We start from the raw sequence: 806 nt of genomic DNA on the forward strand, positions 1-806 counted from the left end.
TGGTAAGGCCGCGAATGACTCACTCCTATTCCCAAACGTATTAGCCAGGCTGTCAGTGGCGTCAGATCGTTGAATTGGGTGTTTCCCCATGGACTACCGTTATCCATTGTTATGCGGTTTGGTAGTCCATATCGCCGAAAGCTATCTATCAAGGCGTTCTGGACGGTATCGGTTCTTTCATTGCAACAGGCCTTGAGAATCACATTGTAACGGGAGTGATCATCGAGAACCGTCAATGGGTGACAACGACCTTGCCGTATGGGGAAATGCCCCTTGAAGTCCATCTGCCAGAGATCATTGGGTGCTGGATGCTCAAAGCTAATAAATGCAGTGTGTTTTGAGGATTCCGCTGAATCTAGCAGATCATTACGGCGCAATATGCTCGTGATTGTCGAAGCAGCTGGAACACCCTGATGCCCGAGTGTCTCCAACCTGCTCTTGAGCTTGCGCCCACCCCACGCAGGATGCGCCTTGCGAAGGGCAACAATAGCGGCCTCAGTTGATTCTTTAGTTTTCAAAGGGCTGTTCTTGGGCCGCCGGGAATCTTCTAGCTGCCCTAGGGCTCCATTCTCGATGAAGCGATGGAGCAGCTTATAGCCTGTTTTTCTACTGATGTTGAATGACTTGCACAACATGGTGAAGTTGCAGTCTTCCAGTTGCGCAAATGTTACAAATTCTTGTTTCAGGGACAAGGTACTCACCTCTTGCCAAGACATGGTGGTTTCCTCCTTTGGAAAGCCGTGTCTTGATAATAATGTGTTACCTATGTCCCCGAACAGTTGTTACCTATGTCCCCAGTCTATACA

Annotated in this window: 1 protein-coding gene; it reads right to left on the bottom strand. The window is 49.0% G+C overall.

The window, feature by feature from the left end; all coding sequences use genetic code 11:
* Window positions 1–716 (bottom strand): DDE-type integrase/transposase/recombinase (locus KJB30_RS17835; RefSeq protein ID WP_214301721.1); only part of this gene is annotated, 716 nt, incomplete at its 3' end.
* Window positions 717–806 lie beyond the last annotated feature (90 nt).

The organism is Pelotalea chapellei, assembly GCF_018531195.1.
GTDB lineage: Bacteria > Desulfobacterota > Desulfuromonadia > Geobacterales > Pseudopelobacteraceae > Pelotalea > Pelotalea chapellei.